The following is a 23,927-nucleotide window of genomic DNA, read 5'->3' as shown; positions in this document are numbered from 1 at the left end:
CGGAGTCGGTAACGATGCAACACGGTAAATACCGGTTCATAGTCGGGTTCTTGGTGGTCCCGATGGCGTTGTACGTCATCCTCGTCATCTGGCCCTTCATCCAGTCCATCTACTACTCGTTCACGGACTGGACGGGGCTGAGCCCCGACTTCAAGATGGTCGGGTTCGACAACTACGCCAAGATGCTCGACGACGACATCTTCTGGAAATCGCTGCAGCACAGTGTGCTGCTGGCGGTTCTGCTGCCGCTGGTGACGCTGGGCCTCGCGCTCTTCTTCGCCTTCATGCTCAATGTGGGTGGCCGGCGCCGCAAGGGCGCCGCCATCGCGGGCGTCCGGGGCTCGGGCTTCTACAAGATCGCCTACTTCTTCCCGCAGGTGCTCTCGATCGCGATCGTGGCCATCCTGTTCCAGTTCGCCTTCGACCCGGCCCAGGGCATGATCAACGGCACGCTCAAGGCCGTGGGCTTCGACGACGTCCCCGACTGGCTGGGCGACCCGGACCTGGCCCTGTGGGTCATCATGGGGGTCCTCGTCTGGTGCACCACCGGCTTCTTCGTGGTGCTGTTCTCCGCGGGCATGGCCTCCATCCCCAAGGACTTCTACGAGGCCGCCCTGCTGGACGGGGCGAGCCGCTTCACGACCTTCTTCCGGATCACGCTGCCCCTGCTGTGGGACACGGTCCAGTCCGGCTGGGTCTACATGGGCATCCTGGCGCTCGGCGCCGAGGGCTTCGCCATCGTCCACATCATGAGCGTCGGCCCCGGCGGACCCGACTACTCGACCACCGTCCTGCCGCTGTACGTCTACCAGTCGGCGTTCCGTGACGGACAGGCGGCCTACGCGACCACGATCGGTGTCGCCCTGCTCCTCGTGACCCTGGCGTTCGCCGCCATCGTCATGCGGGTGGGCCGGCGCGAGCGGCTGGAGTTCTGATGAAGACCACTGACACCCCTGCCTCCGGCGCCTCCGGGCCCTCCTCCGGCACCGACGCGGCCAAGGTGCCCGCCCAGCGCACCGGTACGGCCCCCACGGGCTCCTCCGCCCCCGCGAAGAAGAGCGAGGGCCAGGTCCTCAACGTCTTCTCGCACGGGATGCTCATCCTGTGGGCGGTCATGGTCGTCCTGCCGCTGTTCTGGGCGGTGATGTCCTCGTTCAAGACCGACTCGGACATCTTCAACACCCCCTGGTCGCTGCCGAGCTCGCTGAACTTCGACGCCTGGGGCCGGGCCTGGAGCCAGGCCCATATGAGCGAGTACTTCCTGAACACCATCCTGGTGGTGGGCGGGTCGCTCGTCGGCACCCTGGTCCTCGGCTCGATGGCCGCCTATGTGCTCGCGCGCTTCGAGTTCCCGGGCAACCGCTTCATCTACTTCTTGTTCGTCGGAGGCATGAGCTTCCCGATCATGCTGGCGCTGGTCCCGCTGTTCTACGTCATGGACAACATGGGGCTGCTGAACACGATCCACGGCCTGATCCTCGTGTACATCGCGTACTCGCTGCCGTTCACCGTGTTCTTCCTGACCTCGTTCTTCCGGACGCTGCCGACCTCGGTCGCGGAGGCGTCGATCATCGACGGGGCCTCGCACACCCGGACGTTCTTCCAGGTGATGCTGCCGATGGCCAAGCCCGGCCTGATCAGCGTCGGCATCTTCAACTTCCTGGGGCAGTGGAACCAGTACATGCTGCCGACGGTGCTCAACACCGACCCGGAGAAGAGGGTGCTCGCCCAGGGCCTGGTGGAGCTCGCCTCCAGCCAGGGGTACAAGGGCGACTACTCCGGCCTCTTCGCCGGCCTGGTGATCGCGATGCTCCCGGTGCTGGCGGCGTACATCATCTTCCAGCGCCAGGTCGTCTCCGGTCTGACGGCGGGCGCGCTGAAGTAGGCCACGCGAAGGTCACGTGTCCACAACGGACCGGTGCTCAGGTCTTGACGGAAGGTACCCCCGAACGGTCAGCTTAGAGTTCACATGTTGGAGGAAGCCGGGGTGTCATCGCTGCTGCCCCGGCCGGGGCGGTCCTCTGGACCGCCCGCCAAGGGCAGGAGTGGATGAGTCGATGGAGACTCCCGGGTCGCAGACATCGCTGCACAGGGCCAATCTGGAGCGGGTCGTACGCGCCGTACGGATGGCGGGGTCGCTCACCCAGGCGGAGATCGCCCGGAGCACCGGGCTCTCCGCAGCCACGGTCTCCAATATCGTCCGGGAGCTGAAGGACGGCGGAACGGTCGAGGTGACGCCCACCTCGGCGGGCGGCCGCAGGGCCCGCAGCGTCTCCCTCAGCGGGGACGCGGGCATCGTCATCGGGGTCGACTTCGGCCACACGCACCTGCGGGTCGCCGTCGGCAACCTGGCCCACCAGGTGCTGGCCGAGGAGTCCGAGCCGCTGGACGTCGACGCGTCCTCCGCCGAGGGCTTCGACCGGGCCGAAGTGCTGGTCAACCGGCTGATCGAGGCGACCGGCATCGGCCCGGACAAGATCATCGGCGTCGGCCTCGGTGTGCCCGGACCCATCGACGTGGAGTCCGGAACGCTGGGCTCCACCTCGATCCTGCCGGGCTGGACGGGCATCAACCCGAGCGAGGAGCTCTCCGGCCGCCTCGGCGTCCCGGTGTACGTCGACAACGACGCCAACCTCGGAGCCCTGGGTGAGCTGGTCTGGGGCAGCGGCAGGGGCGTCAAGGACCTCGCGTACATCAAGGTCGCCAGCGGTGTCGGCGCCGGTCTGGTGATCGACGGGACCATCTACCGGGGCCCCGGCGGCACGGCCGGCGAGATCGGGCACATCACGCTCGACGAGTCTGGCCCGGTCTGCCGCTGCGGCAACCGCGGCTGCCTGGAGACCTTCACCGCCGCGCGCTACGTCCTGCCGCTGCTCCAGCCCAGCCACGGTCCCGGGCTCACCATGGAACGGGTGGTCCAGCTGGCCCGTGAGGGCGATCCGGGGTGCCGCCGGGTGATCGGTGACGTCGGCCGCCACATAGGCAGCGGTGTCGCCAACCTGTGCAACCTGCTCAACCCCAGCCGGGTCGTGCTCGGCGGCTCGCTGGCGGAGGCCGGGGAGCTCGTCCTGGGGCCCATACGGGACTCCGTGTCGCGTTACGCGATCCCCAGCGCCGCCCGGCAGCTCTCCGTGCTTCCCGGGGCCCTGGGCGGCCGTGCCGAGGTGCTGGGCGCCCTGGCCCTCGTGCTGAGCGAGATGGGGGATTCAACCCTTTTGGAGAGCACCCTCCCCGCAGCGACTCCTGCCTTCACTTAGATAACGAATGGCACCGTTGTCATCTCGTTAAGGATTTACTCCTTGACGCTGGCTCTGCGGCCGAGTTGACTTCCAGCCACCTCGGCCGCAACGTCGCGGCCTCGTCAGGGAGGTTCGAGAATGAACACGCGTATGCGTCGTGCCGCCGTTGCCGTTGCCGCCACCACGATGGCGATCTCGCTGGCCGCTTGCGGGAGCGCCAAGGAGTCCGGCGACAAGGCCGAACAGGGCTCGGAGAAGAAGGGCAACGACCTGAAGATAGGTCTGCTCCTCCCCGAGAACCAGACGGCCCGTTACGAGAAGTTCGACCGCCCGATCATCGAGAAGAAGATCGGCGAGCTCACCGATGGCAAGGCGAAGGTCATCTACGCCAACGCCAAGCAGGATGCGAACACGCAGTCGCAGCAGGTCGACACCATGATCACCAACAAGGTCGACGCCCTCATCGTGGGCTCGGTCGACTCCAAGGCGATCGCCAACAGCGTCAAGAAGGCCAAGGACGCGGGCATCCCCGTCGTCGCCTTCGACCGCCTCGCCGAGGGCCCCATCGACGCCTACACCTCCTTCGACAACGAAGAGGTCGGCCGGGCCCAGGGCAAGGCCCTGCTGGAGGCCCTGGGCGACAAGGCCGACGGCGGCACGATCGTGATGATGAACGGCGCGATCACCGACCCGAACGCCGCGCTCTTCAAGAAGGGCGCCAAGTCCGTCCTCGACGGCAAGGTGAAGTACGGCAAGGAGTACGACACCAAGGAGTGGAAGCCGGAGAACGCCAACGCCAACATGGAAGCGGCGATCACCGCGCTCGGCAAGGACAAGATCGACGGCGTCTACTCCGCCAACGACGGCATGGCGGGCGGCATCATCACCGCCCTCAAGGCCGCCGGTCTGCCGAAGCTCCCCCCGGTCACCGGCCAGGACGCCGAGCTGGCGGGCGTGCAGCGCATCGTCACCGGTGAGCAGTTCATGAGCGTCTACAAGTCCTACCCGGCCGAGGGCATCGTCGCCGCGGAGATGGCCGTCGCCCTCGCCAAGGGCGAGAAGCTCGACTCCATCGCCACCTCGAAGGTCGACAGCGCCACCACCAAGGGCATCCCGACGGTCCTCGTCCCGGTCATCTCGCTGACCCAGGACAACATCAAGGACACCGTCATCAAGGACGGCATCTGGACGCTGGACGAGATCTGCTCCGGCAAGTACAAGGCCTCCTGCGACAAGATCGGCCTGAAGTAGCCCCCAGGGCCCTCGGACCGGCCGCCCGCGCGGCCGGTCCCGCCAGGCCCCGCCGTACCGCCCGACGCGTCCACGCGAAGGTGCCACGGCACCCCCGCCGCGCACGCGCCGCCGCACAGCCGGCCCGCGCGCGCCACGAAGCCTGTCCGGTGTCCCGCCCACCAACCGTCCCGCTACCGGGCGGGGCGCCGGACGGAACGCTTCCCCCTTTTTCTTTTCTTCTGCTCGACCGCCGCGCCTTCCCCCGGGCGCGGCATCCCCCGCCGGTCAGGCGGCGAAGGAGATGGTTCACGTGACCGCTACGCCCGTGTTGGCGTTGCGAGGGGTCTCCAAGCGATTCGGTGCCGTCCAGGTACTCACCGATGTAGAGCTTGAGGTCCACGCCGGTGAGGTGGTCGCCCTGGTGGGCGACAACGGCGCCGGTAAATCAACGCTGGTCAAGACGATCGCCGGAGTGCACCCCATCGATGAGGGAGTCATCGAGTGGGAGGGCAAGGCCGTCCAGATCGACAAGCCGCACGACGCCCAGAACCTCGGCGTCGCGACCGTCTATCAGGACCTCGCGCTGTGCGACAACATCGATGTCGTCGGCAACCTCTACCTGGGCCGGGAGCTGCGCAAGTTCGGCATCCTGGACGAGGTGGAGATGGAGCGCCGCTCCCGCGAGCTGCTGTCCACGCTCTCCATCCGCATCCCGAGCGTCCGCATCCCGATCGCCTCGCTCTCCGGCGGCCAGCGCCAGACGGTGGCTATCGCCCGGTCGATGCTCGGTGAGCCCAAGCTCGTCATCCTCGACGAGCCGACCGCCGCCCTCGGCGTCGAGCAGACCGCCCAGGTCCTCGACCTCGTCGAGCGGCTGCGCGAGCGCGGCCACGCGGTCATCCTCATCAGCCACAACATGGCCGATGTGAAGGCCGTCGCCGACAAGGTGGCCGTGCTCCGGCTGGGCCGGAACAACGGGGTCTTCGATGTGAAGACCACCTCGCAGGAAGAGATCATCTCCGCCATCACGGGCGCCACGGACAACGCCGTGACCCGACGTGCGGCGCGCAACGCGGAGGTTTCCAAGTGACCACCGACAAGTCCGCGACCTCGCTGGACAAGACCTCCGCCCCGGCGGACGCGCCGCCGGTCGGCAACCCGGACGCGGCCGAGGGTGCCGCCACGGTCGTCGACCCCCGCCTGCTCATCCGTGAGCAGGGCTTCGGCGGCTACATCACCGAGTTCAAGCGCAAGATCAGCGGTGGTGACCTGGGCTCCATCCCGGTCGTCGTCGGCCTGGCGATCATCGCCATCGTCTTCCAGAGCATGAACTCCGAGTTCCTCTCCGCGAAGAACATCAGCGACATCGCCACCACGATGGTCGCCACCGGCATGATGGCCGTCGGCATCATCTTCGTCCTGCTGCTCGGTGAGATCGACCTCTCCGTCGGCTCCGTCTCCGGCGTCTCCGGCGCCCTGGTCGCGGTGCTCAGCGTCACCCAGGGCATGAACGAGTGGCTGGCGATCCTCGTCGCCATCGTCAGCGGCGCCGTGATGGGCGCGATCCACGGCTTCTTCTTCGCCCGGATCGGCGCACCCGCCTTCGCCGTCACCCTGGCCGGCCTGCTGTTCTGGCTCGGCTTCATGCTCCAGCTGCTCGGCGACTCCGGCACCATCAACCTGGACGGCGACGGGGTGGTCGGCAAGCTGACCACGTACTACTTCTCCGACGTCGCCGCCGCCTACGGGCTGGCCGCGATCGCGGTCATCGGCTACTTCGCCGCCGCCTTCCTGGACACCCGCCGCCGCGAGGCCGCGGGCATCCCGTCCCGGCCGATCGCCGACATCGCGGTGCGCACCGGCGTCCTCGCGGTGTTCGCGTTCGCCGCCGCGTACATGTTCAACCAGTACCGCGGCCTGCCGCTCGCCCTGGTCCTCTTCCTGATCGTCCTGGTCGGCACGGACTTCCTGCTGCGCCGTACGGCCTACGGGCGGAAGATCTTCGCGCTCGGCGGCAGCGTCGAGGCCTCCCGGCGCGCCGGTATCAACGTCACCGCGATCCGGATCTCCGTCTTCTCCATCGCGGGCACCTTCGCGGCGATCGGCGGCCTGTTCTGGGCCTCCAAGATCGCGGCGGCCAACCAGGGCTCCGGCACCGGCGACCTGCTGATGAACGTCATCGCGGCGGCCGTGATCGGCGGCACCAGCCTCTTCGGCGGCCGTGGCCGCACCTGGAACGCGCTGCTCGGTGTCATGGTCATCGTCTCCATCCAGTACGGACTGTCGCTGGAGGGCATCGCCACGCCGATCCAGTACATGGTCACCGGCGCCGTGCTGCTCGCCACGGTCGTCATCGACTCCGTCACCCGTAAGACCCAGAAGACCGCAGGCCGCGCCTGACCCGCGGATCCGCGCAGGTGCCCGGCGCCCCGAGGGGGGGCCGGGCACCTGCGCATGTCCGGGTACGGCTACGAACAGGGCCGCCCGCTGCCCGCGTCCGGTGGCGGAACATTAGACTCATCGGATCGGCACGCTCGATCAGCTCAAACGCAAGGAGGCACGGGTGGATCTGCTGACCCGCATCAAGGGACCGCGCGACCTGGACCGGCTCAGCCTCGGTGAGCTGGAGGAGCTCGCGGACGAGATCCGCACCTTCCTCGTGGACGCGGTGTCCAAGACCGGCGGACACCTCGGCCCCAACCTGGGCGTCGTCGAGCTCACCATCGCCCTGCACCGGGTATTCGAGTCGCCCCAGGACAAGGTGCTGTGGGACACCGGCCACCAGGCCTACGTCCACAAGCTGCTCACCGGCCGCCAGGACTTCTCCCGCCTCAAGATGAAGGGCGGCCTCTCCGGCTATCCCTCGCAGGCCGAGTCCGAGCACGACATCATCGAGAACAGCCACGCCTCCGGGGTCCTCGGCTGGGCCGACGGCCTGGCCAAGGCGAACGAGGTCCTGAAGAAGGACGACCACGTCGTCGCGGTCATCGGTGACGGCGCGCTCACCGGCGGTATGGCCTGGGAGGCGCTGAACAACATCGCCGCCGCCAAGGACCGCCCCCTCGTCATCGTCGTCAACGACAACGAGCGCTCGTACGCTCCGACGATCGGCGGCCTGGCCAACCACCTCGCCACTCTCCGTACCACCGACGGTTACGAGCGGTTCCTGGCCCGCGGCAAGGACATCCTGGAGCGCACGCCCGTCGTCGGCCGCCCGCTCTACGAGACGCTGCACGGCGCCAAGAAGGGCCTCAAGGACTTCATCGCCCCCCAGGGCATGTTCGAGGACCTCGGTCTGAAGTACGTCGGCCCCATCGACGGCCACGACATCGAGGCCCTGGAGTCCGCGCTCCAGCGCGCCAAGCGCTTCGGCGGCCCGGTCATCGTGCACTGCATCACCCAGAAGGGCCGCGGCTACACCCCGGCCCTCCAGGACGAGGCCGACCGCTTCCACGCCGTCGGCAAGATCCACCCGGACACCGGTCTGCCGATCTCCACCTCCGGCCTCGACTGGACCTCCGTCTTCGGCGAGGAGATGGTCAAGCTCGGCCACGAGCGCGAGGACATCGTCGCGATCACGGCGGCCATGCTCCAGCCCGTCGGCCTCGGCAAGTTCGAGGAGGCCTTCCCGGACCGGATCTACGACGTCGGCATCGCCGAGCAGCACGGCGCGGTCTCCGCGGCGGGCCTCGCCACCGGCGGCCTCCACCCGGTCTTCGCGGTCTACGCGACCTTCCTCAACCGCGCCTTCGACCAGGTCCTGATGGACGTCGCCCTGCACAAGTGCGGCGTCACCTTCGTCCTGGACCGGGCCGGCATCACCGGCACGGACGGCGCCTCGCACAACGGCATGTGGGACATGTCGATCCTCCAGTGCGTGCCCACGCTCCGGATCGCCGCCCCGCGCGACGCCGACCAGGTCCGCGCCCAGCTGCGCGAGGCCGTCGCCGTGGACGACGCGCCCACCGTGGTCCGCTTCTCCAAGGGCGCGGTCGGCCCGGCGGTCAAGGCCGTCGGCCGGGCCGGCGGCATGGACATCCTGCGCGAGCCGAAGGCGGCCCGCCCCGACGTCCTGGTCGTCTCCGTCGGCGCGCTCGCCCCGATGTGCCTGGAGATCGCCGACCTGCTGGACGCCCAGGGCATCTCCTCCACCGTCGTCGACCCGCGCTGGGTCAAACCGGTGGACGAGGCGCTCGCCCCGCTCGCCGAGCGCCACCGCGTCGTCGTCACCGTCGAGGACAACAGCCGCGCCGGAGGCGTCGGCTCCGCCGTCGCCCAGGCCCTGCGTGACGCCGGCGTCGACGTACCGCTGCGCGACTTCGGCATCCCGCCGGTCTTCCTCGACCACGCCTCCCGCGGCGAGGTCATGGCCGAGATCGGACTGACCGCCCCGGACATCGCCCGCCAGGTCACCGGTCTGGTCGCCAAGCTGGACGGCCGCTTCGAGAGCCGCGCGGTGGAGCCCGCCCGCGACTGACCTGCGACCGACCGGTACTGAGCTGTACCGACCTGTTTTCGGGCCGATGGGCCGGGAAGACGACCCCTGTCCGGGTGGTTCTCCCGGCCCATTCGCATGAAACGGGCCATCTGGCGTGTTCCTGCGCTTTTCGGTCCGCATCATGGCGTTCACAACGAGTGCGTGGAGGTACGCAGGTGAGCGCGCAGGTCACACCACCCCGCGGAAAAAAGGGCATGTTCCGCACCAAATCCGTCGAACAGTCGATCCGCGACACCGAGGAGCCGGAACACGGGCTCAAGAAGTCCCTCTCCGCCCTCGACCTGACGGTTTTCGGCGTCGGCGTCATCATCGGCACCGGCATCTTCGTCCTCACCGGCCAGGTGGCCAAGGAGACGGCGGGCCCCGCCACCGCGATCGCCTTCGTCGTCGCGGGCGTCGTCTGCGGTCTCGCCGCGCTCTGCTACGCGGAGTTCGCCTCCACCGTCCCGGTGGCCGGATCCGCGTACACCTTCTCCTACGCCTCACTCGGTGAGCTGGTGGCCTGGATCATCGGCTGGGACCTGGTGCTGGAGTTCGCGCTCGGCACCGCGGTGGTCGCCGTCGGCTGGTCCGGCTACATCCGGTCCCTGATGGACAACGCCGGCTGGGCCCTGCCCGACGTGCTCTCGGGGACGGACGTGGCGGAAGGATTCGGCTTCGACATCCTGGCCTTCGCCCTGGTGCTGGTGCTGACCGTCATCCTGGTGGTCGGCATGAAGCTCTCCGCCCGGGTCACCTCGGTCGTGGTGGCGATCAAGGTCGGCGTGGTCCTCATGGTGATCATCGCCGGCCTCTTCTTCATCAAGGCCGAGAACTACAAGCCGTTCATCCCGCCGGCCGAGGGGCAGGAGTCGGGCGGCGGCTGGGACGCCCCGCTGGTGCAGCTGATGTTCGGCTACGAACCGACCAACTTCGGTGTGATGGGCATCTTCACGGCCGCCTCCATCGTGTTCTTCGCGTTCATCGGCTTCGACGTGGTCGCCACCGCCGCCGAGGAGACCAAACTGCCCCAGCGCGACATGCCGCGCGGCATCCTCGGCTCGCTCATCATCTGCACGGTCCTCTACGTGGCGGTGTCGATCGTGGTCACCGGCATGCAGAACTACAAGGACCTGTCCGTCAGCGCCCCGCTCGCCGATGCCTTCAAGGCCTCCGGGCACCCGTTCTACGCCGGCCTGATCAGCTTCGGCGCGGCGGTCGGTCTCACCACGGTCTGCATGATCCTGCTGCTCGGCCAGACCCGGGTCTTCTTCGCGATGAGCCGCGACGGTCTGCTCCCGCGCTTCTTCTCCAAGACCCACCCGCGCTTCCACACCCCGTACCGTCCGACGATCCTGCTCGGTGTGCTGATCGCGATCATCGCCGGATTCACCAGCATCGAGGAGCTCGCGACGCTGGTGAACATCGGCACGCTCTTCGCGTTCGTCGTCGTCGCCCTCGGTGTGCTGGTCCTGCGCCGCACCCGCCCGGACCTGCCCCGCGCCTTCCGCACCCCGCTGGTCCCGCTACTCCCGATCGTCTCCGTGGCGGCGTCGGTCTGGCTGATGCTCAATCTTCCGGTGGAGACCTGGGTGCGTTTCGGCGCCTGGATGGTGCTCGGCGTGATCATCTACTTCGTCTACGGGCGCACCCACAGCCGAATGGCCAAGGAGGAGCGCCAGGGGCTGTCCGGCGGATCAAGGCCGGACGCCCCCTAGGGCCTGTCGTCAAACTGCCGCCTGCCGGGCGACGCCTGGCACGCACGCTCGCGGCGTTGCCGAAATGCCCTGGTAGCTCCGCTACAAGACCATTCCGGCGCCTTGCGATCGCACGCACCAGACGCCGCCCGGCCGCCCTCCGGGCGACGACGGCAGTTGGACGACAGGCCCTAGGACGGGCGCTCGTGGTCCGAAGCCGGCCGTACCGTACGGGGCCCGACGCACCGGGCCCCGTACGCCTCGACCCGCTGCCGCAGCCCGCGGTCGGCGGTGACGACGACGCACTCGCGGTCCGGGCCGGCGGCCGCCGCCAGCCCGGCGATCAGATCGTCACCGCTGCCGGGGGCCGATTCGACCCGGACCCCGGCCACGGACGCGACACCCCGGGCGGCTCCCTCGACCACGAGCACGATCTCGGCCGGGCCGGGCAGTCCCGGCAGCCCGGCCGTCGCGTACGGGACCAGGGAGTCCCGCAGCCGCTCCGCCGCCCCGCGCCGGTCGCGCCACCAGCCGTCGGGCACGGACCCGACCACGTTGGCTCCGTCCACGATCACCAGTACCGCCGTGTCCTCGCTCATCCCGGCAGGGTGCCACGGCGAGCGGGCCGCGATGGACCGTCAGCCGCCGGTGGCGGGGGACTTCTTCGCTTCCTCGGGGATCGAGGTGTCCTCGCGGATCGCCTTCCACAGCTGACCGGCCTGCGGCTCGGCGGCGACCACACGGTTCGGGTCGATCTTGTCGTACGCCACCGGCAGCATGATCGTCTCCATCGATGCCGGGTCGACCCCGTTCATCGAGCGGCCGAACTCCGCCAGCGAGGTGAGCGAGGCGAGCCCCGAGTCGGTGGTGAGCGACTTGGTGGCCGACTTGGCGATCTTGTACGAGTTCGTCGGGCTGCCCAGCAGGTCCTGCGACTTGACCTCGCTCAGCAGGGCGATCAGGAACTGCTGCTGGAGCCCGATACGGCCGAGGTCGCTGCCGTCGCCGATGCCGTGCCGGGTCCGTACGTAGGCGAGGGACTCGGTGCCGTCCAGCTTCTGCGGGCCCGCGGTGAGGTTCAGCCCGCTCGCCTTGTCGTCGATGTCCTGCGGCACGTCGACGGTGACCCCGCCGATGGCGTCGACCAGATCCTTGAACCCGGCGAAGTTGATCTCCAGGTAGTGGTCGATGCGGACGCCGGACATCTTCTCCACCGTCTTCACCACACAGGCCGGACCGACCTGGGAGTAGACGGAGTTGAACATGACGCGGTCCTTGGCGGGCACCGTCGAGCCGCCGTCCTTGACGCACTCGGGCCGGGTCACCAGGGTGTCGCGCGGTATGGAGACGGCGACGGCCTTCGCCCGGCCCTCGGGTATGTGGACCACCAGCGCGGTGTCGGAGCGGGCGCCGCTCACGCTCCCGCCGCCGCCCAGCTCCTTGTTCTCCGCTCCGGCCCGCGAGTCCGAGCCCAGGACCAGCAGGTTCTGCCCGCTGGTGGGGAGCTTCTCCGGACGGTCCTCACCGAGCGCCTTGTTGATGTCGACGCCCTTGATGTTGCCGTCGAGCTGGCTGTAGAGCCAGTAGACGGTGCCCCCGCCGGCGAGCAGCAGGACGAGCAGGACACCGAGGGTGATCTTCAGGCCGCGGCGGCGCTTGCGCGGTTTCGCCGCGCGTCGGGAGGCGCGGGGGCCGGGTGCCGTCTCGTCATGGCTCATCGTGCTCGAGTCCTCATATCTCTTCGCCCAGGGAGCAGGGGAGTGCGGGGGACTCGGGTGGGGGGTGTGACCGGTCCGTGAATGTTCGACAGACCGAGCACTATAGAACAGATGAGCCCTGGCACGGATGGGCCGACGTGGATAAGGGGCCGTGGGCGCGTCGAACTATTATTCGCTCATGACTTGGTTGATAACGGGCGGTGCAGGCTACATCGGGGCCCACGTCGTGCGCGCCATGATGGCGGCCGGTGAACCCGTCGCCGTCTACGACGATCTCTCCACCGGAGACCGTGCGCGCGTCCCCGACGGCGTCCCCTTCGTGCACGGGGCGACGCTCGACGCCGCCTGCCTGCGGCGCGCGATGAGCGATCTTTCGGTGCGCGGAGTCGTGCACCTCGCGGCGAAGAAGCAGGTCGCGGAGTCCATGGAGCGGCCCCTCCACTACTACCGGGAGAACGTCCAGGGGCTCGGGACGCTGCTGGAGGCGGCGGCGGACAGCGGGGTGCGCGCGTTCCTGTTCTCCTCGTCGGCCGCCGTGTACGGCATGCCGGACGTGAAGCGGGTCACGGAGGACACGCCGTGCGCCCCGGTCAACCCGTACGGCGAGACCAAGCTGGCCGGTGAGTGGATGGTGCGGGCGGCGGGGCGGGCCCACGGCATGGCGACCGCCTCGATGCGCTACTTCAACGTGGCGGGCGCGGCGGCCCCCCACCTCGTCGACCCCGGCGTCTTCAACCTCGTGCCCATGGTCTTCGAGAAGCTCACCGAGGGCGCCGCGCCGGTGGTCTTCGGCGACGACTACGACACCGCGGACGGCACCTGCGAGCGCGACTTCATCCACGTCGAGGACATCGCCTCGGCCCATCTGGCGGCGGCCAAGGCTCTCCTCGGCCGTGGCCCCGGAACGGATCTGACGGTCAACATCGGCCGCGGTGAAGGCGTTTCGGTACGCGAGATGATCGACCTGATCGGCGAGGTGACCGGGTACGGCCCCGCCGCCGAGCCGGTCTCCGCCCCCCGCAGGCCCGGCGACCCGGCCCGGGTCGTCGCCTCGGCCGACCGCATCGCGCGGGAGCTGGGCTGGTCGGCCCGCCACGACGTCCGCGCGATGGTGGCTTCGGCCTGGGAAGGCTGGTGCGGGCTCCACCCGGCCGCGCGCCGGACGTCCGCCGAGTCCCCCACCACCTGACGGGCCCTGCCCTGCCGCCACCGCCTGCCGGACCCTGCCCTGCCGCCACCGCCTGACCGACCCTGCCCTGCCCTGCCCCCACGACCGACCTGCCCCCCTCGCCCGGCGAGGGCCACCAGCCCCGGAGGGTGACCACCAGCATGCCAAGCGCCTCCCCGCGCCTCGCCGCACCACGGAACGGTTCCGCCCCGACCGCCTCCACCCGCCCCCTGGGCGGCCCGTGGCTGGTCACCGGATACGACGGCAGGCTGACGGCCTACGTCCATGCCGAGGACACGATCCTGCGGTGGACGCAGACCACGGCGGGCGGCTCCCGGTGGCAGGGGCCGGAATCCCTCTCCGCCAAGGGGATCACCCACCTCGACGTGGTGCACGGACAGGACCGCTACGTGCACTTCCTGGGGCTCCGGACCCGCCCGAGGGCCGACGGCCTGTCCCACGTCGACGTCATGTACGCCACCCAGTACCAGACGGGCCGGCCCATGACCCCGTGGCACTCGCTCGGGAACCCCTTCAAGGAGATCGAGAAGGCCGCGGAGGTGGGGGCGCCGACAGGGGTCGTCCGGTCCGACGGAGCTCTCTACGTCTGTGTGCCGACCGGTCCCGGCGGTGTGGCGCTGCGCCGTGAGAACCGGAAGGGGGCCTGGGTCCCCTGGTCCGTGCTCGACGCGGCCGGGGCGACGGACGGTCCGGCCCCGGCGGCGACCTCGGACGCCCTGGTGCAGGTTCTCGTCCCCACCCGGGTGTCGGCCCTGCACCTGCGCCAGCTGACGCCCGGAAGGCCCATGGAGCGGGGGGACGAGGCACAGGTGGTTCCGGTGCCGGGTTCGGTGGCCCCGCTGGAGACCGCGGCCGGCCGGATCACGTACTACCTGACCGACGCGGCCGGCGGGGGCGTGGTCGCCCTGCGTCCCGGTTCGTGGCCCGTGCCGCTGGGCGGGGCCCCGGCGGACGGCCGTATCGCCGCTCTGCGGACCGAACTGGACGGCGTCGACTGCACGGTGCTGGCCGTCCGGGGCATCGCCGGGACCGTCACCCTCGGGGTGTGCGCGACCGAGGGCGAGCAGTCCGGTGTGTGGTGGACCGACACCGCGATGCGCTGCCAGGGGGATCCGTCGCTCGCTCGGGACGGCCACGGGCGCGTGGTGGTGGCGGCCCTGGACACCGAGGGCCGGCCGGCGGTCGCCCGCCAGGAGGACGGCCAGGGCCTGACCCTCAGCGACTGGAGGCGGATATGAGTACCGCCGCCCTCCCGAGGGTGACGGTCGTCGTCGCGAAGCACCGGGACGCGGTGCCGTTCGTCGCCGGGCAGCGTGCCGTCGCCATCGGCGTGATCTGCTCCGAGGAGGACGGCAAGGAGGGCCGGGCCGCCCTGGACCGGGCCCTCGCCGAAGCCGAGGGGCGCGGCTGCCGGGTGGCCCACGCCCCGCGCACGCTCGGCGGGCCGCAGGGGCGTGGCCGGGAGAGCCTGCTCAAGGAGTTCCGCGAGCTCCGCCCGCAGCGGCTGCTCGTACAGGACCCCGACCCGGTCCGGTCGGCGTACGACGAGAGCACCGGCGTGCCCGCGTACGACGTACCACCCGGCCACGCCACCACGGCCCTCGACGCGCTCGCGGCCGCCCGTGACCACCAACTCGCCACGGGGGAGCCGGTCTTCGTCGAATGCCGCAGGGCCGGTGCGGACGAGCGGGGCGACATCACCGCTCCGCTGCGCTACCCGCCGACGGTGAACTGGCTGGCCGAGGGCTTCGACGGAAGGCTCACCGCCTTCCTGCCCTCGGCGGGCGGAGTGCTGCGCTGGACCCAGACCGAACCGGGCGGCCGCGACTGGCGGGGGCCCGAGACCCTCCCCGGGCCCCGGCTGATGCCCGCCCTGACCGTCTGCCGTGACCCGTACGGATTCGTGCACCTCTTCGCGCTCCGCAGGACGCGGCGTAGGGACGGCGGCGAGGACGTGTCCGTCGTCCGGGCCGCGCAGTACCGCACCGGCGGCCCCCTCACCCCGTGGCACTCCCTCGGCAGCCCCAACCCCGGGGACGGGCACAAGAGCCGCGAGGGCGGGTTCCCGGCGGCGGCCTTCGACGCGTCCGGCGCGCTCCTCGTCTTCGCCCGGAACTTCGGACACAGCGTCAGCTACCGCATGCAGGGGGCGGACGGTGACTGGACGCCGTGGCAGCACCTGAGCGGGGTCCGGATCGCGGACGAGATCGTGACCGTCGTCACCGCCCGGGGGGACGTCGAGGTCTTCGCCCGCGCCCGGGACTCCGCCGCCGTGGTGCGGTGGTTCCGGCCCGGGGCCGGCGCGCCCTGGACCGAGGACCGGAGCATCGCCGTCTCCCCGGCGCCGGGATCGCTGGCGGCCGGCCCCGAGCCCGGCACGCTCCTCTTCCGGGACCTGCGCACCAACGAGCCCTGCGTCTGGCAGCCGGAGACCGCGTCCGTGCTGCCGCTCGGCGGCGCGGACGGGGCGGGACCGGTCACCGGAGTGCCGGGCGTCGAGTCGGAGGGCTGGACCTACTCCGCTCTCGTACGCTCCGGGCCCGACGGCGCGTGTGTGGTGGGCGCCCATGCCCAGGGGCGGCCCGAGGCGGGGGTCTGGTGGGACGACCTCGGCGCCCCCTCACCCCTGCTGCCCGCGATGGTCCGCGACCGCACCGGGGGAGTGACGTTGGCAACCGTCGGCGCGAAGGGCCGGCTGTCGGTGGCGAACCGTCTGTCACCGACCGGGGCCTTCCACTTCGGCGCGTGGAACGCAGTGTGACGACGGCTCGTCATTGTTGATCGCCCTGACATCTCATCGATGACAAACCTGGCGGTTTGCAGTTCAGGTTTTGATAAAGTCCAAGTGTCTCTCATGTGAAGAACCCACGGGGGTTACGTGAACATGGAGGCCCCCCGTGCGAGGCCCGGGGGGTTCGCTGTCGTTCTCGTGACTGAGGGGTCATGGCCAAACTCTCCCTGCGTGCTGTCCAGAAGCTCACCTGCAAGAAACGTGACGCCTGGTGGACGGTGGCCCTGGTCGACCCGGTCGCGACCCGCATGCTCATCGTCATGGCGCGGTTCGGCTTCATCACCCCCAACCGGGTCACGTGGGCGGCGCTCTTCATCGGCCTCGGCTCGGCCGGGTTCTTCCTCAAGGGGGACACGCAGTCCCTCGTCATCGGGGCGGCGCTCTACCACCTGAGCTTCATCCTCGACTGCATCGACGGAAAGCTCGCCCGGCTCAAGGGCAACGGCACGGTCTTCGGCGGCTGGCTCGACTACGTCTTCGACCGTATCCGGGTGCTGTTCTGCGCCCTGGCCCTGATGGGCGGCCAGTACCTCCGCACCGAGGACGAAAGGTTTCTCCTCGCCGCCCTGGCGGTGGTCTTCCTCGACATGCTCCGCTATGTCGACGCCCTCCAGATCTACAAGATGCGCATGTCGATGCGGGCGAAGATCGAGAAGGTCACCCAGGAGCAGCGCGAGGCGGAGCTTGCCGCCCAGGCCTCCCGGGGCGAGGAGGAGGCGCCGAAGGTCCAGTTCATGGAGGACCTCCTGCGCGACCACCCCGAGGCCGAGGCCGAACTGCTCAAGCAGGCGGGCGCCGGTCAGGTCGTCGACCTGCACGCCCAGTTCCGCCACCGGTTCCCCTGGTACCGCAGGGTGCGCCAGGCCCTGCTGCGCAGCCGGATCAGGCCGCACCTCATCAGCGGTATCGAGTTCCAGATGTTCATCTTCATCGTGGGGCCGCTGATCGGCCACATCCTGATGACGGTCCTGGTCTCGGCCGTGCTGATGGGCCTGTTCGAGCTCATCATCATGTACAAGTTCTGGCTCTCCACCCGCGACTTCACCGAGGTCATGGCCGAGCTGAACGCGAACGCCCCGAGCACGTCCGGGACCATATCCCCCCACCTCCACCGCGGCCGGCACCGCCGCGGAGTGCCGGAACAGATCCTGGCCGACGCCGAGTTGCTGAACCCGCAGCCGGAGGACGACCCGGGCTTCCACCCGTACCCCCAGCCCTACACGGACCAGCCCTACACGGACCAGCCCTACACGGACCAGCCCTACACGGACCAGCCCTACACGGACCCCTACGAGCCGCCGGTCCGCGACGAATGGCCGCCGCCGTACGCGCAGGACTTCCCGCAGACCTACGAGCGTCCCTACGACGACGGGGCCGCCACCCGGACACAGATCCGGCCCCTGTACGCAGCCCCCCACACCCACCAGCCGCAGCAGCACGGTCGCCCGGGCGAGTGAGGGAGCCTCGATGAGCTACGAACAGGACACCCCCGACGTCTGGGTCACCGTCGTCATCCCCGCCTACAACGCGGCCACGACGATCGGCAAGGCCCTCCAGTCCGCCGTCAACCAGACGTACGAACTGGTCGAGGTGATCGTCGTGGACGACGCCTCCACCGACGGCACCCTCGACGTCGTGAAGAGCTTCGCGGGCGACAACCACCGCGTCCGCGTGCTGCGCAGGCCCACCAACAGCGGCGGTGTCGGCGCACCCCGCAACCTGGGCATCGCGCAGGCGGCCGGCCGGTACGTGACGTTCCTGGACGCGGATGACGAACTGCCGCCGCGCGCCTGCGAACTGCTGCTCGCCGGGGCGCTGGAGAGCGGCAGCGACATCACCGCCGGCCGGGCGGTCCGGGTCAACCGGGCCACCGGCGACACCGAGGGATGGGCGCCGGAGGTGTACGCGATGGCGCGTACGGTGCCGGGCCTGGCCGAGTTCCCGCTGATGCTGACCGACCCCATCGCGGCGGCGAAGCTCTACCGGGTGGACTTCCTGCGCGGATCGGGCGTGTGGTTCCCCGAGGGGGTCTTCTACGAGGACACCTACTTCTCCACCGTCGCGGGCTGCCTGGCCGACGGCATCACCATCGTCACCGACCCCGTCTACCGGTGGATGTGGGAGCCCGACGGCGCATCCATCACCGGCCGCACCGGTGAGCTGCGCAGCATCACGGACCGGGTCGCCGTGCACCGCGCCACCGACGCCTTCCTCCTGGACCGGGGGCTGTGGCAGCTCAAGGTGCGCAAGGACTCCAAGTTCCTCGCGCACGACCTCCGGCTCTACATGCGGGCGCTCTCCGAGGGCGACCCGGAGTTCCAGCAGGGCTTCGCCGAGATCGCGAGCAGCTATCTCCGCACGGTCAGCGACGAGGCCTTCGAGCTGTGCGACCCGGTCGACCGCGTGCGGGCGTACCTCGTCATGTACCAGGAGATCGAGGCGGCGCTGACGACGCTGGACTACGCCCAGCGCAAGAGCGTGCTGTCGTCCTTCCTCCTGGAGGACGAGGGCCGCGTCTACTGGTCGGGCGACCACCTGCACCTGCCGGACGCCCGGCGCATGCTCGACGTCACCGAGCTCGGGCTGACACAGGACAAGCTCGCCCGTGAGCCGCTCTTCGCCCAGCTCGACACCTGGTCGCTGGACGCGCCGTCGAAGTTCCGGTTCCAGGGCCGGCTGGTCAACCGGTTCGGGCGCATCAAGGCCGGTGACGACCTCAAGCTCACCCTGGCCGTGCGCAACCGGCACACCAAGAAGGACATCACGGCCCCCGTCCCGGGCGTCGAGATCGACGACCGCTTCGTCTCCTTCGGCGGGGCGGCGGACCTCGCGGCCCTCATCGGTGACACGTACGCGGACAGCACCGTCTGGAACGTCTCCCTCGTCGTCGAGTGGAACCGGGCGCGGTCGCGCTCCCCCCTCAACGTGCGCGACGCCGAACTCGGCGGGCTCCGCTTCACCTCGGACGACGAGGAGTTCGAGGGCTACCGCACCGTCAGCGGCAACCTGGCCCTGCGCGGCGCGACCGCCGGCCACCGCACCTTCGAGTCCGCCCAGAACGACCCCGACGCACCGTGGATGTGGTGGCGCGGCCGGCTCCACCGCCCGTTCGCCACTCAGGACCACCCCTTCGAGATGGCGGTCGTCGTCCCCTGCTACAACGTCGCCCAGTACCTCGACGACTGCCTCTCCTCCATCGCGGCCCAGGAGGGCTTCGCCGCCACCCAGGTCATCCTGGTCGACGACGGCGCGACCGACGAGACGCCGCAGATCCTGGACGACTTCGCGCTCCACTACGCCAACGTGACCGTGGTCCACCAGGAGAACGGCGGGCTCGGCAACGCCCGTAACAACGGCCTCGACCTCGTCACCGCCCCCTACGTCACCTTCCTCGACTCCGACGACATCCTCGGCGAGCAGGCCCTCTCCCTGATGCTCCAAGCCGCCTGGCGGGACGGCTCCGAGGTGGTCGTCGGGGATCTGGTGAACTTCCCGGACCGCCCCTACGGCCCCTGGAAGCAGTACTTCGGCAGCGGCGACCGCCGGATCGACGACCTGGCCTCGGTGCCGGACCTGATCTTCAGCGGCTCCGCCTGCAACAAGGTGTTCAGCACCAGCCTGCTGCGCCGCCTGGGGGTGCGCTTCGGCGAGGGAGTCCACTTCGAGGACGCCTGGGTCACCCTGCCGAGCATGCTGCGGGCCGAGGCGATCAGCATCGTCGACCGCCCGGTCTACTACTACCGGGGCCGCCCGGACGGGTCGTCCATCATGGACTCCCTCTGGAGCAAACCGGCGAACTACCGGGACCACCTGCGGCTCAACCACTTCCTGCTGAACTACACCGTCACCGAGCCGGCCGACGTCCGGCGGATGTTCCAGCGCTATGTGACGCGTACCTACAAGGGCTTCCTCTGCAACGCCCGCAGCGTCATGGGCCGCAGGCAGCTGGAGGAGATGTTCCCGGACCTCCACCGCCACTACGCGGAGATACCCGACGACATCATCCTGGAGTACGCGACCAACCCGGCCCAGCAGCTCGACCACTACGCGGCCAAGAGCGGCAACCTGGAGCTCTTCTGCGATCCGGCGCCCGCCCTCGCCGAGGCGCCCCTGCGGCTGGAGATCGACGACGACGGGTTCCACCGCGACTTCGACGGCGGTGCCGGGAACACCCGGACCGCCCGGGTCAACGACCCCAACGTCGTGGTCGAGTCGGTCCGTACCCGAGGCGACGTGCTGGTGGTGGAGGGCTGCATGGCCTTCCCCGGCATGGACATCAGCGGCCCCCTGGACAACCGGCTGGAGTTCGTCCACCAGACGGCGAAGGCCAAGATCAGCGTCCCGTTGCGGCAGGTGGCCCGCCGCGACCTGTGGAACACCCGCAACAACCGTGACCTGTACGCCGGCTGGTACGCCGAGATCCCTCTCGCGGACCTGGTCCGCGGCGGCTTCGGGGTCGGGGACTTCCGGCTCCGCGTCCACCGGGTGGACGGGGTGCGCCACCGCAACGTCATCATGAAGGCGCGGCTGCCGCTCCACCGTCTCAAGGGCCCCGGGCGGATCGGCCGGCACCCCTACATGCTCACCATCGGCGCCCAGGAGGCGCTTCACCTGCGGCTCGTCGACCGGAAGCTCCGGGCCCGGGCCAAGCACGCGCTGTGGCGCACCGCCCGCGAGATCCGCATCCTCAAGACCCGCAACCCGGGCTGGCGGATGCGGCTCGCCTACTGGCTGACCTACCCGTTCCTCAACTCCCGGGAGATCTGGCTCATCGGTGAGCGGTCGGACACCGCCCAGGACAACTCGTACCACTTCTTCAAGTGGATACGGACCAACCGCAAGCGCCGCAAGGCGTATTACGTCATCGACGGGAAGTCCCCCGACCACGCCAAGGTCGCCGGGTTCGGCAGGGTGCTCAAGCTCAATTCCTTCAAGCACCGGATGTACCTGCTGCACGCGACCAAACTGATCGGCTCGTACGACTCCGAGTCCTATCTGGTGCCCGACGGCTACCGGAAGGTGCTCTTCCTGCACCGCTTCGGCGAGCTGGTCAAGTACCAGCGGGTCTTCCTGACGCACGGCATCAGCTACAACGACGTCACGTCCGGGATCGATCAGCGGATCACCAGCTACGACCTGATCGTCGCCGCCGGCCGCCAGGAACGCGAATACCTCGCACTGGAGGCCGGGTTCGGCGACCGCGCGGTGCTGGCGGGCCTGCCCCGCTTCGACGCCCTGCGCCGGGAGGCGACGGAGCGGCCGCGGATCCTGCTCATGCCGACCTGGCGGCAGTGGATCGTGACGGCCTCCTACAAGAAGGCGGCCGGACCGGCCAAGACGGCCTTCACCCAGTCCGAGTACTTCCGGTTCTACCGGTCGCTGCTCTCCGACCGGAGGCTTGCCGAGGCGCTGGAACACTTCGGCGTCGACCTGGAGTTCTTCCCCCACTACGAGATCCGGCCGCACCTGCACCACTTCCGCCTGGACTCGCCCGCCATCCAGGTCGCCGACCCGAAGACCCGCAATGTCCAACAGGCCATGAAGGAGTGCTCCCTCATGGTCACGGACTACTCCTCGGTCTTCTTCGACGTGGCCTACATGGGAATCCCGCTGGTCCATGTCCCCTTCGACGAGGAGGACTTCTACGGACGGCACTACAAGCGGGGCTACTTCAACCTGTCGGAGGACGGCTTCGGCCCGGTCTGCCGCACCGTCGACACCGCCGTCGACGAGATCATCGCGGCCATGGCCCGGAAGTTCACGGTCCAGAGTCCCTACCGGGAGCGCGCCGAGTACTTCTTCGCGCACCGGGGCGGCGGGAACTGCGCGCGGGTGTACGAGGAGATCGACGCCCTCGGCGATGCGAGCGCCATCGCCCTCGGCCCGGCCGGCCCGGTGGCGGAACTGCTGCCGGCCCCCGAGATGGCGCCGCTCGCCGACGCCGGCTTCCACGGCGCTCCGCACATCCAGGAGAAGGGCGGCTGGGAGCGTGCTGTCTGAGGGGTTCCACCAGCCGCCGCGGCCGCCCAGGATCTTCCTGGCCGGCGGTTCGTCCACCGTGACGCGCGAAGTCAGCAAGGCCCCCATGACCGGCTGGGGGCAGGTGCTGCACTTCTTCCTCACGCCGGAGATCGAGGTCGTGAACTGTGCCCGGGCCGGGGCGAGCGCGCGGACCTTCCACGAGCGGGGCCGGCTCGACTGGATCCTGGCGAACATCGCCCCGGGCGACTACCTGCTCATCTGCTTCGGGATCAACGACGCCAAACCGGACGAGTGGCTCCACACCGAGGCCTACGGCGACTTCCCCGTGCACCTGCGGGCGTTCATCGACGGGGCCCGCGAGCGCAACGCCCACCCGGTCCTCGTCAGCCCGCCGGAACGCGACACCCACGACGCCCACGGCAACCTGCCGAGGAGCATCACGGAGTACCCGATGGCGATGGCCGACGTGGCGGCCGAATGCAGCGTCCCCTACGTCGACCTGTACAACCGGAGCCACCAGTGGTGGGCGGAGCTCGGGCCCGAAGGCGTACGGCCCTTCTTCGTCAACCTGGAGCCGGGCGAACACCCGAACTACCCCGAAGGGCTGCGCGACCCGGTCCATATGACGCCGGACGGTGCCCTCGCCTGCGCCCGCTTCGTCGCCTACTCGCTGGTGGCGGAGCAGGTCGTGCCCGCGCAGTGGGCCGTCGACCTCGACCGCGCGCACTTCCCGCCGGACGCGGTGACCTGGCTCGACGACGCGACCCACCACGAGCTGACCCGGGCACGCACCCTGGGCACGGGCTGGGAGGCGGAACCCTCATGAGCACCTTCACCCTGGCGCGCCTGCACAGCGTCCAGCAGGACAACCCCTCGATCGTCTGCCGTTCGGAGCTGCGCTGCGACCGCGACCCCGGGCTGCCGGTGCGGCCCGGTGAGCAGATCGCCTGCGAGTGGATCCTCACCCCGGAGGGCGACGGCGCCCGCTTCTACGGCTACCTGATGGCGGACTCGTTCACCCGGGTCGCCACCATCGAGAACCTGGCCGGTCTCAAGCTGCTGCCCACCGGCGACCGCTACGCCACGTCGACCACACCCGGCGTGGAGCGGATCGCCAGGTTCACCCTCCGGGTGAACGCCTATGTGCCGCCCGACGCCTTCCTGGTCCCCGTCCTGCGCGCGGGCATCATCGCCGGCGGCGGTACAGGCCTCACCTCAACGACCTCCTCCCTCAAGGACCGCGGCTTCCGGATCGCGGCCCTGCCCCCGCAGGGCCGCAGCATGCTGCTGCTGCCGGGCCACCGCGGGGTCCTCAAGGGCCTCGCCGACGGGCTGGGGGAGGGCGTACGGCTCATCGGCGTCGGCCCGGCCCGGCACGGGGTCACCGCGGTCGAGCCGGACGGATCGGTGATCTACGACCCGTTCCACGGCCACCTGGGGTACGACTGGTTCGACTACGTCCTCGACCCGGGCACCGGCGTCCCCGTGCGAGGACGGGTGACGGTCCATGTCGGTGACCTGGGCGCCGCACCGGGAGTGCTGCGTCCCTCCGCAGCGGGACGCTGACACCGTACGAACGCAGAGGGGCCCGGCACACCGAA

The 23,927-nt window shown here is 69.8% G+C and carries 17 protein-coding genes; 15 read left to right on the top strand and 2 right to left on the bottom strand.

Annotated elements, in window-relative coordinates:
* Positions 1-14: 14 nt before the first annotated feature.
* The 8 genes from R2B67_RS06165 (at position 15) to R2B67_RS06130 (ending at position 10,667) form a co-directional block, all read left to right on the top strand.
* Entirely contained in the window at positions 15-935 is a 921-nt protein-coding gene (locus tag R2B67_RS06165; protein WP_317816798.1) for a carbohydrate ABC transporter permease, read from the top strand.
* Positions 935-1,885: a carbohydrate ABC transporter permease gene (locus R2B67_RS06160; protein ID WP_018514489.1), complete on the top strand. Its 951-nt coding sequence runs from the start codon at positions 935-937 to the stop codon at positions 1,883-1,885. Before R2B67_RS06165 ends, R2B67_RS06160 begins: the two co-directional genes overlap by 1 nt.
* Positions 1,886-2,057: 172 nt before the next feature.
* Complete coding sequence (locus R2B67_RS06155; protein WP_018514490.1) at positions 2,058-3,257, top strand: ROK family transcriptional regulator; 1,200 nt, start codon at positions 2,058-2,060, stop codon at positions 3,255-3,257.
* 120 nt (positions 3,258-3,377) lie between these two features.
* Positions 3,378-4,490, top strand: coding sequence for a sugar ABC transporter substrate-binding protein (locus R2B67_RS06150; protein ID WP_026241919.1), 1,113 nt, complete (start codon positions 3,378-3,380; stop codon positions 4,488-4,490).
* A 283-nt stretch (positions 4,491-4,773) separates the two neighbouring features.
* The gene (locus R2B67_RS06145) at positions 4,774-5,562 is read left to right on the top strand and encodes an ATP-binding cassette domain-containing protein (RefSeq protein ID WP_031127054.1); all 789 of its coding nucleotides are present in this window, start codon (positions 4,774-4,776) and stop codon (positions 5,560-5,562) included.
* Positions 5,559-6,872: a sugar ABC transporter permease gene (locus tag R2B67_RS06140; RefSeq protein ID WP_030572396.1), complete on the top strand. Its 1,314-nt coding sequence runs from the start codon at positions 5,559-5,561 to the stop codon at positions 6,870-6,872. Before R2B67_RS06145 ends, R2B67_RS06140 begins: the two co-directional genes overlap by 4 nt.
* Before the next feature lie 163 nt (positions 6,873-7,035).
* Positions 7,036-8,949, top strand: coding sequence for a 1-deoxy-D-xylulose-5-phosphate synthase (dxs, locus tag R2B67_RS06135; RefSeq protein WP_317816797.1), 1,914 nt, complete (start codon positions 7,036-7,038; stop codon positions 8,947-8,949).
* Between the two features lie 215 nt (positions 8,950-9,164).
* Positions 9,165-10,667: an amino acid permease gene (locus R2B67_RS06130; protein WP_317816796.1), complete on the top strand. Its 1,503-nt coding sequence runs from the start codon at positions 9,165-9,167 to the stop codon at positions 10,665-10,667.
* A 170-nt stretch (positions 10,668-10,837) separates the two neighbouring features.
* Here the strand turns inward: R2B67_RS06130 and R2B67_RS06125 are convergent, their stop codons facing one another.
* Positions 10,838-11,245: an NTP pyrophosphohydrolase gene (locus R2B67_RS06125; RefSeq protein ID WP_317816795.1), complete on the bottom strand. Its 408-nt coding sequence runs from the start codon at positions 11,243-11,245 to the stop codon at positions 10,838-10,840.
* A 39-nt stretch (positions 11,246-11,284) separates the two neighbouring features.
* Positions 11,285-12,364: an LCP family protein gene (locus tag R2B67_RS06120; protein ID WP_317816794.1), complete on the bottom strand. Its 1,080-nt coding sequence runs from the start codon at positions 12,362-12,364 to the stop codon at positions 11,285-11,287.
* 178 nt (positions 12,365-12,542) lie between these two features.
* Between R2B67_RS06120 and galE the strand changes: the two genes are divergently transcribed.
* The 7 genes from galE (at position 12,543) to R2B67_RS06085 (ending at position 23,892) form a co-directional block, all read left to right on the top strand.
* The gene (gene galE, locus R2B67_RS06115) at positions 12,543-13,553 is read left to right on the top strand and encodes a UDP-glucose 4-epimerase GalE (RefSeq protein ID WP_317816793.1); all 1,011 of its coding nucleotides are present in this window, start codon (positions 12,543-12,545) and stop codon (positions 13,551-13,553) included.
* Positions 13,554-13,693: 140 nt separating this feature from the next.
* Positions 13,694-14,791 carry a PLL family lectin gene (locus tag R2B67_RS06110; protein ID WP_317816792.1) on the top strand — a complete coding sequence of 366 codons (1,098 nt, stop codon included), beginning with the start codon at positions 13,694-13,696 and terminating at the stop codon, positions 14,789-14,791.
* Complete coding sequence (locus tag R2B67_RS06105) at positions 14,788-16,314, top strand: DUF8189 domain-containing protein (RefSeq protein WP_317816791.1); 1,527 nt, start codon at positions 14,788-14,790, stop codon at positions 16,312-16,314. Before R2B67_RS06110 ends, R2B67_RS06105 begins: the two co-directional genes overlap by 4 nt.
* 182 nt (positions 16,315-16,496) lie before the next feature.
* Entirely contained in the window at positions 16,497-17,801 is a 1,305-nt protein-coding gene (locus tag R2B67_RS06100; RefSeq protein WP_317816790.1) for a CDP-alcohol phosphatidyltransferase family protein, read from the top strand.
* 10 nt (positions 17,802-17,811) lie between these two features.
* A complete protein-coding gene (locus R2B67_RS06095; protein ID WP_317816789.1) occupies positions 17,812-22,344 on the top strand; it encodes a bifunctional glycosyltransferase/CDP-glycerol:glycerophosphate glycerophosphotransferase in 4,533 nt (1,510 codons plus the stop codon).
* Positions 22,334-23,152 (top strand): rhamnogalacturonan acetylesterase, encoded by an 819-nt coding sequence (locus tag R2B67_RS06090; protein WP_317816788.1) that lies wholly within the window; start codon positions 22,334-22,336, stop codon positions 23,150-23,152. The genes R2B67_RS06095 and R2B67_RS06090 overlap by 11 nt, the downstream gene beginning before the upstream one ends.
* Positions 23,149-23,892, top strand: coding sequence for an Ig-like domain-containing protein (locus R2B67_RS06085; protein WP_317816787.1), 744 nt, complete (start codon positions 23,149-23,151; stop codon positions 23,890-23,892). Before R2B67_RS06090 ends, R2B67_RS06085 begins: the two co-directional genes overlap by 4 nt.
* Positions 23,893-23,927 lie beyond the last annotated feature (35 nt).

Source organism: Streptomyces cyaneofuscatus, assembly GCF_033109485.1.
Classification (GTDB): domain Bacteria; phylum Actinomycetota; class Actinomycetes; order Streptomycetales; family Streptomycetaceae; genus Streptomyces; species Streptomyces cyaneofuscatus.
This window is presented reverse-complemented; position numbering and strand designations above follow the sequence as displayed.